Below are 10042 nucleotides of genomic sequence, written 5' to 3'. Positions count from 1 at the left end.
GGACGACAGGATTTGAACCTGCGACCCCTTGACCCCCAGTCAAGTGCGCTACCAAGCTGCGCCACGTCCCGATGCGCGCCGACGCGGGTGATCCGCGTGATCGCGCGAACAGCACTTTACCCCACACCCCGGGCCCGGCCGAAGCGGGCCCGGACTTGGGACAATCGGTGCATGGGCAGCATGGACAGCACTTCCACGGGCCGGACGGCCGCCGCGCGGGACCGGGACACCGAGGGGCGGGCGCGCAACGCGCGGCCCCGGGACGGGCTCGGACGGCCCCTCCCGTACGGCGCGGAGGGGGTGGCCCGGCAGCCGGAGGGGGTGGTGCGGCGGCCGGAGGAGAGTGTCGCGGAGGCACAGCGGCTGCTGGACCGGGGAAAGCCGTTCCACGCGCACGAGGTGTTCGAGGACGCCTGGAAGTCGGGACCGGAGCGGGAGCGGGAGCTGTGGCGGGGACTGGCCCAGCTCGCGGTGGGTCTCACGCACGCCGCGCGCGGTAATGCCACCGGCGGGGCGCGGCTGCTGCGACGGGGCGCCGGTGCGGCTCAGGAGTGGGCCGCGGAGGCGGCGGAGGACCGGCCGCACGGGATCGACCTCCCGGGTGTGATCGCCTGGGCCCGGGAACTGGCGGCGGAGGTGGAGCGGGGCGGTGGCCCCGTGGACGCGCAGGCGCGGGCGCCGCGGCTGCGGGAAGCCTCCTGACGCCTCCTCGGCCACGGCGCCCGCCGGGCGGGCGCGCGGGCAGGGGCCCCGCCTTGGCCCGGACGGGTACGAGACCGGCGACCGGGCCCGGGCGGGGGCTCGTCCGCCGGCCGGGCGACGCGCGGCCCCGGGTCCGGGGCGGTGACCGGTTCGCCGGCCACCGGGCGGGGCCGGGGTCCGGGTGGCGGGTTCGGCGGCCGTCCGTCGATGATCGCCGTCGGGCCGCACGGGTGCGGGTGCACGCCCTACGATGACGCCGGGCGACTGGAGGAGTCATGGCCGTGGACTGGAGCGAGCGGGGCTATCACGCCCAGCGGTGGGCGGCGCGGGGGGCGTTGGCCGCCGCCGCGCTCGCGGTGGCGACCCCCTTGGTCTACGGCGGGCTGCGGGGTCTGCTGCTGCTGGTGTCCGGGGTGGCGGGGCTGGGGCTCAGCGCGGCCGCCGTGTGGTGGACGCTGACCCTGCGGGGGCCGCTGCGCTGGGTGTCCGCGCTGGTCGCGGTGTGCGTGCCGGCCGGTCTGCTCGCCCTGTTCGCCGTGACGCTGTTCTGGGCGCTGCTGGTGTCGTTGGCCCTGTGGGGCCTGGCGGTGTGGAGCGGCAGATACGCGCTGCGCGGCACGGGCGGCGGGCAGACGCACGTGCGGGAGCGGCGGCTGCCGCCGCCACGGAGGCCGGTGCTGATCATGAATCCGCGGTCGGGCGGCGGCAAGGTGGGCCGGTTCCGGCTGCGGGAGAAGGCCGAGCGGCTCGGTGCCCGGGTGGTGCTGCTCGAACCCGGCCGGCATCACGACGTCACCGAACTGGCCCGGGCCGCCGTCGCGGACGGCGCCGACCTGCTGGGCGCCGCGGGCGGCGACGGCACCCAGGCACTGGTCGCGGCCGTGGCCGCCGAGCACGACATCCCCTTCCTGGTCATCAGCGCCGGGACGCGCAACCACTTCGCCCTGGACCTCGGCCTGGACCGCGGCGACCCGGCCGCCTGTCTGGACGCGCTCACCGACGGCGTGGAACTCCGGGTCGACCTGGGTTTCGCGGGTGAGCAGCCGTTCGTCAACAACGCCTCCTTCGGCGCGTACGCGGCGATCGTGCAGAGTCCCGCCTACCGGGACGACAAGATCGGCACCAGCCTGGAGATGCTGCCGGACCTGCTCACCGGGCAGCAGGGGCCCCGGCTGGTCGCCCGGGCGTGCGACACGACGCTGACGGCGCCGCAGGCCGTGCTGGTCAGCAACAACCCCTACCGCACGGGTGACCCGTTCGGACTCGGCCGGCGGGAGCGGCTCGACTCGGCCGTGCTCGGTGTCCTCGGGGTCAAGCTGGAGGGCGCCGTCAACGCCGCCGGTCTGCTGCTGCACCCGGATCCGAGCGGGCTCACCGTCCTGACCGCGACGGAGGTCGTCGTCGAGGCGGACGTCGAGGAGATCGAGGCCGGCGTCGACGGGGAGGCCATGGTGCTGCCCGCGCCCGTCCGCTGCCGCATCGCACCGGGCGTGCTCCGTGTCCGGGTCCCGCGCAGGCGGCCCGGCGTCGCCCCGGCGCCGCCCCGGCTGGACTGGCGGCGGCTGCGCAAACTCGCGGCGACGGTCGGCCGCACCGCCGCGCCGAGCCGGCTGCACCGTCCGTTCCACGACGCCTCGTCCGGCACGGGACGGTCGGCCGGTCCGCGCGAGGGGGCGCGGCCGGGCGGGCCCCGTTCAGGGGATCAGTAGCTGCACGCCGCCCACCACGGTCGCCGCGATCACCAGCTGCTCGAAGAGCCGCTGGTTGATCCTGTTCACCGCCCATCGGCCGAGCAGCGCGCCGGGCACCACGAACAGCACGAGCGCGGCGTCGAGCAGCAGTGAGTCGGCGTCGATGAGACCGAGACCGGCGCTGAAGGGCAGCTTGGAGGTGTTGACGATCAGGAAGAAGAACGCCGAGGTGCCCAGGAACCCCAGCTTGCGGAAGCCGGCGGAGAGCAGGTACATCGACATCACCGGGCCGCCCGCGTTGGCGACCATGGTGGTGAAACCGCCGAGGACGCCGTAGGAGCGGGCCTTGGCGCGGCCGGCGCGGGTGGTGACCCGGTCGGGGTCGTCCCCGGCGTCGGCCCGGCGCCGCCGCCACACGGTCACGCCGGCCATCAGCAGCAGGATCGCTCCGATCGAGGTCCGTACGATCCCGTCGTCCGCCCACATCAGGAACACGGTGCCGGCGACGACGCCCGCCGCGACCGCCGGGAACAGCCGCCACAGCGTGGGCCAGTGGGCGTGCCGGCGGTAGGTGAGCACGGCGAGCAGGTCACCGGCGATCAGGATGGGCAGCAGCACGCCCGTGGAGGCGCGGGCGGGCAGGACGGCGGCGAAGATGGCCAGGCTGACCGTGTTGGCCCCGCTGACGGCGGTCTTGGAGAAGCCGACGAGCAGGGCGGCGAAGGCGAGCGCGGCGAATTCCCAGCCGGTGAGGTGCCAGAGGGTCATGGTGTTCATCGCGGGGACCGATGCTATGTGCAAGCAACGGACCCCGTAAGGACCGGGTCGCCCTCGCGGCGGTGGTCAGCCCCGCTCGACCAGGACCGCGCTGCCCTGTCCGACGCCCACGCACATGGTCGCCAGGCCGCGTCCGGCGCCGGTGCGGCGCATGCGGTGCAGCAGGGTGGTGAGGATGCGTGCGCCGGAGCAGCCCAGCGGGTGGCCCAGCGCGATCGCGCCGCCGCTGGGGTTGACCAGGCCGGGGTCGATGCCGAGCTGGTCCACGCAGGCGAGGGCCTGCGCCGCGAACGCCTCGTTGAACTCGGCCTCCTGGAGGTCGCCGATGTCCCAGCCGGCGCGGGCGAGGACCTTGCGCGTGGCGGGCACGGGGCCGATGCCCATGACGTCCGGGTGGACGCCCGCGGAGGCTCCGGCGACGTAGCGGCCGAGCGACTCCAGGCCCAGTTCGCCGAGGGCCTCCTCGCTGACGAGGACGAGGCCGGCCGCGCCGTCGTTCATCGGGGAGGCGTTTCCGGCGGTGACCGAGCCGCCCGCGCGGAAGACGGGCTTGAGGCGGGCCAGCTTCTCCACCGAGGTGTCCTCGCGGACGCACTCGTCGGCGTCGACGACCACCCCGTCCGGGCGGGTGACGGGCAGGAGCTCGTCGTCGAAGTGGCCGTTCTTCCGGGCGTCGGCGGCGCGCCGGTGGCTGCGCAGGGCGAACTCGTCCTGCCGTTCGCGTGTGATGCCGTACCGGGCGGCGACCTCCTCGGCGGTCTCGCCCATGGCGAGCAGTCCGTGCAGTTCCCTCATCGCGGGGTTGACCAGTCGCCAGCCCAGACGGGTGTCGGCGGTCTCCATGCGGTGCGGCAGTGCCTCGTCGGGGCGGGGCAGGACGAAGGGGGCGCGGCTCATCGATTCGGAGCCGCCGGCGATGACGATGTCGGCCTCGCCTGCGGCGATGGTGCGGGCGGCGGCGGTGACCGCCTCGAGCCCGGAGGCGCACAGCCGGTTGACCGTGGCGCCGGGGACGGAATCGGGGAGCCCGGCGAGCAGGGCGGCCATGCGGGCGACGTTGCGGTTGTCCTCGCCGGCCTGGTTGGCGGCGCCCCAGTAGACGTCGTCGACGCGCGCCGGGTCCAGGGCCGGCAGGTCGGCGACCAGGCCGCGGATCACGGCGGCGGCGAGGTCGTCGGGCCGGACCGTGGAGAGGGCTCCGCGCAATTTGCCGATGGGGGTGCGGCGGGCGGCCGCGAAGTGGACGGGACGCACGACAGGACTCCTGACCCGCGCCGGCCGTGGGGCCGTGACCGGCGAGACTCCTCGTGATTAGCACTGCTAGTTTTGGACTATAGACCGGCGCCCGGCCCGCTGGGAAGATCCCGGCCGCACCTCGCCCCGCCGTGTTTGCGCCGGTGGGCCACGGGCACCCGCGCGTTCAGGAGTGGTCGCGGAGCGCCGTCCGCGCGGGTGACAACCCGAGCATGCCGCCACTGTCTGGAGCGGCGCGGGCGAGGACGCCCCCGGTGGCCCGGCTCCGGGACCACGGACGCAACCAGAAGGAGGAGCAGCACTTCATGACCGTCGTGAGGAGCACCCTGCCCGACGAGGCCCGCCGCACAGCCTGCGAGGCCCTCCAGGACACCCTGGTGGACCTGCTCGGGCTGTCGCTGATCGGGAAGCAGGCCCACTGGAACGTCGTGGGTCCGCGGTTCCGCTCCGTACACCTCCAGCTGGACGAGGTGGTCGCGGCGACGCGCGCCCAGGCGGACACGGTGGCCGAACGGGCCTCGGCCCTCGGCGTGCCGCCGGACGGCCGCCCGGAGACCATCGCCAAGGTGTTCTCGCTGCCCGCCCCGAAGGAGGGCTGGCTGCGCGACTCGGAGGCCGTCGAGGTGATGACGGAGGCGCTGGGCGCGGCGGTCACCCGGCTGCGCGAGCGCATCGACACCACCGAGAAGGCCGACCCGGTCACCCAGGACCTGCTGATCTCGATCACCGCGGAACTGGAGAAGCAGCGGTGGATGTTCGAGGCGGAGAACTTCCCCGGCACGTCCTGACCGACACGGCACCGGGAAGCACGAGCACGTAAGGGGCACACCATGGGCGACGCCCTCGAGAACGACGCGTTGTGGGACGAGTTCCACCGCGTGGTGAACATGACCTCGGCGGAACTGGCGGCCTGGCTGCGGGTGAGCGACGCCGAGGAGACGACGGAACCCCTGCCCGACCGGGCCGGCCCCGAGACGGGGCAGCACGTCCTGGCCATCCTGCAGAAGCGCCGCACCGACCTCACCGAGGACGACCTGCGGGTGATGGAGGAGGTCGTGGACACCGTCACCGCGGAGACGGACCTGGAGAACGAGCCCCTGGCCCAGGACACCGCCCGGCGCCACCACCTGATGACGCTGGGCCACGACCCGCTCAAGGGCTGACCGTGACCGGCCGGGACGAGGAACGCGCCCTGCTGCGCGCCCTGGTCGACGCACACGGCGAGACGTACGCGGAAGAGGCCGGCATCACGCTGAGGGACACTCCGCAGCCGCTGTACCGGCTGCTGGTGCTGGCCCACCTGCTCAGCGCCCGGATCAACGGATCGATCGCCGTGGCCTCCGCCCGTGCCCTGCACGAGGCGGGGCTGCGGGATCCCCGTCGCATGGCCGGAGCGGACCGGCAGGAAAGGGTGGACGCGCTCGGCCGGGGCGGCTACCGCCGATACGACGAGCGCACCGCCACCCAACTGGGCGAGGAAGCAGTGGTGCTGACCGACCGCTGGGGTGGTGACCTGCGCAGGCTCCGCGCGGAGGCGGACGGCGACGTGGGCGAACTGCGCCGTCTGCTCCGTGAGTTCCCGGGCGTGGGCCCCGCCGGCGCCGACATCTTCCTGCGGGAGGTCCAGCGCGTCTGGCCCGAGACGGCCCCGTACCTGGACCGCAAGGCCCTCGACGGCGCGCGGCGGCTGGGGCTGCCGCAGGACCCGGACCGGCTGGTGGACCTGGCCGGCCGCACCGAACCCGCGGTTCTCGCCGCCGCGTTGGTGCGGGCGGCGATCGGCAGGAACGTGGCCGACGACGTCCTGAGCCGAACCGCCGGCTGACACCCTTCCCTCAACGGAGCCTGCCCACGCGCCTGTTCGCGGGACACCGTGATCGCCGCGCGGCACAATGGGCCGGAAGCGGCCCGCCGGGGGTCGCACGGCCGAGGGAGGGGGAGCGGACGTGAGCGAGAGCCGCACGCCGCCGGGCGGTCCGGCACGACCCGACACCGGTGTGGCGCACAACGCCCGCGTGTGGAACCACTGGATCGGCGGCAAGGACACCTACGAGGTCGACCGGCGGGTCGGCGACCACGTCGCCTCGATGATCCCGGTCATCCGGGACATCGCCCGGGCGGACCGGGACTTCCTGGGCCGGGCGGTGACGTACCTGACCCGTGAGCGCGCGGTGCGGCAGTTCCTCGACATCGGCGCCGGGCTGCCGACCGGGGACAACACCCACGAGATCGCGCAGCGCGTCGCGCCGGACTCACGGGTGGTCTACGTCGACAACGACCCGACCGTGCTGGTCCACGCCCGCGCGCTGCTGACCGGCAGCCCCCAGGGCGCCACCGACTACATCGACGCCGATGTGCGCGACCCCGAGACGATCGTGCGGCGCGCCGCCGGGACGCTCGACGTCACCCGGCCCGTGGCGGTGATGATGCTCGGCATCCTGAACTTCGTGCTCGACACCGACCAGGCCCGCGGCATCGTGCGCCGGATCATGGCGGCGGTGCCCTCCGGGAGTTTCCTGGTCCTCACGCACCCCACCGCCGACGTCGAGGTGGGCGGCGAACCGCAGGTGCGCGCCATGGAGTTCTGGAACGAGAACGCCACTCCCCCGATCACCGCCCGCAGCGCCGCGGACATCACCGCGTTCCTCGAGGGACTGGAACTCGTCGAACCCGGTCCGGTGTCCTGCTCGCAGTGGCGCGCCGCACCCGGCTCCGCCCTCGTCGTGCCGCAGTACGGCGCGGTGGCCGTGAAGCCCTGACCGCTGAAAGTATGATCAAGCAATGTCTGACATGACCGAAACCACGCCGGGCTGGCTGTCCTCCGACGATCTGGAGATGGCACGCGCCCAGATGCCGATCCTGTATGTCGAGGCCGTTCCCGTGCGTGTCGACGACAGTGGCGAAGTCACCAGCGTCGGCCTGCTGCTGCGCATCGGGCCGGACGGCACGGTCAGCCGGACGCTGGTCTCCGGCCGGGTGCTGCACCACGAGCGCGTCCGCGACGCCCTGTTGCGCCACCTGGAGAAGGACCTCGGCCCGGTGGCGCTGCCGCGCGTCCCGGCGTCGTTGCAGCCGTTCACGGTCGCCGAGTACTTCCCCACCCAGGGCGTCACCGCCTTCCACGATCCTCGTCAGCACGCGGTGTCGCTGGCGTACATCGTGCCGGTGACGGGTGACTGCCGGCCCCGGCAGGACGCGCTGGACCTGGTGTGGTTCAGCCCGCAGGAGGCCGTGTCCCCGGCGGTGCAGAGCGAGATGCCGGGCGGGCACGGCGTGCTGCTGAAGCAGGCGCTGGCGCACGCGGGCTGCGCGATCTGACGGGAGCCGCCGGCCCGGGGCGGTGAGTCGCCGTCCGTCAGCCGGCGGAGCCGCCGGGGATCACCAGGCCGCTCTCGTAGGCCACGACGACGGCCTGGGCCCGGCTGCCGAGGTCGAGCTTGGTCATGGTGCGGTTGAGGTGGGTCTTGACGGTCGCCTCGCTGATGAACAACTGCTCGGCGATCTCGGTGTTGGACAGTCCGCGCGCCGTGAGCAGCAGCACCTCGCGCTCCCGGGCGGTGAGCGCCTCCAGGGACGCCGGGGAGTCCGGCACCGGTTCGGAGCGCTGCACGTACGCCTCGATGAGCCGGCGCGTCACACTCGGCGCGAACAGCATGTCACCGCGCGCGACGGCGTGGATCGCCTCCAGCAGCCGTTCGGGGCCGGTGTCCTTGAGGAGGAATCCGGAGGCGCCCGCGCGCAGGGCGGCGTACACGTACTCGTCGAGGTCGAAGGTGGTCAGCACCAGCACCCGCGGCAGTGCGGGCCGTCCCGTCTCCGGCGCCGGGCCGGCGGGCGGGGCGGCGGCCGCCTCGGCGAGGATGCGCTCGGTCGCCGTGATGCCGTCCGTGCCGGGCATGCGGATGTCCATCAACACCACATCGGGCCGGGTACGGGCGGCGCGGGCCACCGCCTCCGTGCCGTCGGTCGCCTCCGCGACGACCTCCACCCCCGGCGCGGCCCGCAGCAGTGCGACGAGCCCCGCCCGGATCAGATCCTGGTCGTCGACCACGAGCACCCTGATCATCCCCGTAATCGATTCCCTCACTTCCCGGCGGTCCGCACCGCGGTGGGCAGGGTGAGGCACACCCTGAATCCACCGTCGGCGCGCGGACCCACGTCCAGCGTGCCGCCGTAGAGCCTGGCGCGTTCGCGCATCCCGATCAAGCCGTGTCCGGACGACGGCGGGACGTTGGCCGGATGCGATCGCTCCCGTCGTCCGTCGTCCCGGCCGTCGTCGGTCACCGTGACGGTCAGCTCCCGGGCGCCGTACGCGACGACGACGGTGGCGTCGGCCGGGCGGGCGTGCTTGATCACGTTGGTCAGGGCCTCCTGCACCACACGGTAGGCGCACAGCTCGACACCGGGCGCCAGGGGCCGGGGAGTTCCCTCCGTCCGCAGGGTCACGGGGACGCCCGCGGCCCTGACCCGTCCGGCCATGTCCTCGATGCGGGACAGGCCCGGCATCGGCGCGTACGGTGTCCCTCCGGCCTCCGCGCCGCCCAGCCCGTCCGGTTCCGTGCCCGCGCCGTCGTCGGGTCCGGTGCGCAGCAGCGTCAGCATGCGGCGCAGTTCGCCGAGCCCCTCTTGGCTGGTTTCGCTGATGGTGCGCAGCGCCGTGCGGGCGGTCTCCGGCTCGGAGTCGAACACGTAACGCGCCAGTCCGCCCTGCACGTTGATCACCGACATGTGGTGGGCGACCACGTCGTGCAGTTCGCGGGCGATCCGCCGCTGTTCCTCCGCGACGGCACGGCGCATGCGGTCCCGCTGTTCACGGCGCAGCTGCTCGGTGAGTTCGGCGAGCCGGTCGGCGCGGCGGGCGGAGATCCGGGCGGCGATGCCGGCCCGGCAGCCGACGGCCGGGAAGACCGCCGCCTGGGCGATGACGGCGGGCGTGGCCTGTCCGGCCCGCCAGCCCGCGAACACCCACACCACGCCCACCAGCACGGTGCAGGCCAGCGCCGGGCACAGGGGCCGCAGCGCGGCGACCGTGTACAGGGCGAAGAAGGGGCCCACCGAGTTCACGACGGGCCAGTAGTCGAGGCCGATGAACAGCGCCCACGCCGCGGCGCTGGTCAGGAAGACGGTGAGCGGGACGCGCCTGCGCACCGCGAGCGGGGCGTTGACCAGGCAGGTGAGGGCGACGCCGAGGCCGTCCTGCGCCTGCCAGCCCGACCCCCGTTCGGGCTCGCGGCCGAGCAGGACGGCCACCACGGTGAAGGCCACCGCGATCACGGCGTCCAGCCACACGTCCCGTCGTTCGATCAGGCGTTTGATCCAGCGCACGGGCGCAGCGTACGGCCATGACGGCGCCCCGGTCGCGGGTTCCCGGCGACCGGGGCACCTCCCCCCGTCCGTCCTCACGAGGTGCCCCCCTCGACACCCGACAGTAGGCCGGTGGCGGCGACCGGTCGTCGGACCGGAGGATGACGGCCGGGGTAAACCCTGGCGGTACTCCGGCACCGGAGGTGGCACCCGGCGGCCGGCGGGCCCTTCCGCTTCCGTGCGGGGGACGGCTCGGGGAAACGACGAAAAGGCCGCCCCGGGTTTCCCCGATGCGGCCTCCGACTGCCTCGCGA

The 10042-nt window shown here is 74.1% G+C and carries 11 protein-coding genes and 1 tRNA gene; 7 read left to right on the top strand and 5 right to left on the bottom strand.

Features of this window, described 5'->3' with window-relative positions; genetic code table 11:
• Positions 1-71 (bottom strand) — tRNA-Pro (locus IE172_RS31145).
• 100 nt (positions 72-171) lie between these two features.
• On the opposite strand from IE172_RS31145, the gene IE172_RS31140 reads away from it, so the two are divergent.
• Complete coding sequence (locus tag IE172_RS31140) at positions 172-702, top strand: DUF309 domain-containing protein (protein WP_190100685.1); 531 nt, start codon at positions 172-174, stop codon at positions 700-702.
• Between the two features lie 275 nt (positions 703-977).
• Positions 978-2411: a diacylglycerol/lipid kinase family protein gene (locus IE172_RS31135; RefSeq protein ID WP_229886635.1), complete on the top strand. Its 1434-nt coding sequence runs from the start codon at positions 978-980 to the stop codon at positions 2409-2411.
• Here the strand turns inward: IE172_RS31135 and IE172_RS31130 are convergent.
• Both IE172_RS31130 and IE172_RS31125 read right to left on the bottom strand, forming a co-directional pair.
• Positions 2397-3170 (bottom strand): sulfite exporter TauE/SafE family protein, encoded by a 774-nt coding sequence (locus IE172_RS31130; protein ID WP_190100684.1) that lies wholly within the window; start codon positions 3168-3170, stop codon positions 2397-2399. The genes IE172_RS31135 and IE172_RS31130 overlap by 15 nt on opposite strands.
• A gap of 66 nt (positions 3171-3236) precedes the next feature.
• On the bottom strand, positions 3237-4424 hold the full coding sequence (locus tag IE172_RS31125) for a thiolase family protein (RefSeq protein WP_190100683.1): 1188 nt from the start codon (positions 4422-4424) through the stop codon (positions 3237-3239).
• Positions 4425-4729: 305 nt separating this feature from the next.
• Here IE172_RS31125 and IE172_RS31120 point away from each other — a divergent pair, with 305 nt between their 5' ends.
• From IE172_RS31120 to IE172_RS31100, 5 genes are all read left to right on the top strand, one after another.
• Entirely contained in the window at positions 4730-5212 is a 483-nt protein-coding gene (locus IE172_RS31120) for a Dps family protein (RefSeq protein WP_190100747.1), read from the top strand.
• Between the two features lie 42 nt (positions 5213-5254).
• Complete coding sequence (locus IE172_RS31115) at positions 5255-5587, top strand: DUF3140 domain-containing protein (protein ID WP_190100682.1); 333 nt, start codon at positions 5255-5257, stop codon at positions 5585-5587.
• A gap of 2 nt (positions 5588-5589) precedes the next feature.
• Positions 5590-6249, top strand: a complete 660-nt coding sequence (locus IE172_RS31110; RefSeq protein ID WP_190100681.1) for an HhH-GDP family DNA glycosylase — start codon at positions 5590-5592, stop codon at positions 6247-6249.
• Between the two features lie 121 nt (positions 6250-6370).
• A complete protein-coding gene (locus tag IE172_RS31105; protein ID WP_190100680.1) occupies positions 6371-7183 on the top strand; it encodes an SAM-dependent methyltransferase in 813 nt (270 codons plus the stop codon).
• A gap of 22 nt (positions 7184-7205) precedes the next feature.
• Positions 7206-7742 carry an NUDIX hydrolase family protein gene (locus tag IE172_RS31100; protein ID WP_189561558.1) on the top strand — a complete coding sequence of 179 codons (537 nt, stop codon included), beginning with the start codon at positions 7206-7208 and terminating at the stop codon, positions 7740-7742.
• A gap of 37 nt (positions 7743-7779) precedes the next feature.
• Here the strand turns inward: IE172_RS31100 and IE172_RS31095 are convergent, their stop codons facing one another.
• Positions 7780-8490: a response regulator gene (locus IE172_RS31095; protein WP_190100679.1), complete on the bottom strand. Its 711-nt coding sequence runs from the start codon at positions 8488-8490 to the stop codon at positions 7780-7782.
• Between the two features lie 17 nt (positions 8491-8507).
• The gene (locus IE172_RS31090; RefSeq protein WP_190100678.1) at positions 8508-9749 is read right to left on the bottom strand and encodes a sensor histidine kinase; all 1242 of its coding nucleotides are present in this window, start codon (positions 9747-9749) and stop codon (positions 8508-8510) included.
• Between the last annotated feature and the right edge of the window lie 293 nt (positions 9750-10042).

Origin of the sequence: Streptomyces griseoflavus, from assembly GCF_014649995.1 — a bacterium.
Classification (GTDB): domain Bacteria; phylum Actinomycetota; class Actinomycetes; order Streptomycetales; family Streptomycetaceae; genus Streptomyces; species Streptomyces griseoflavus.
This window is presented reverse-complemented; position numbering and strand designations above follow the sequence as displayed.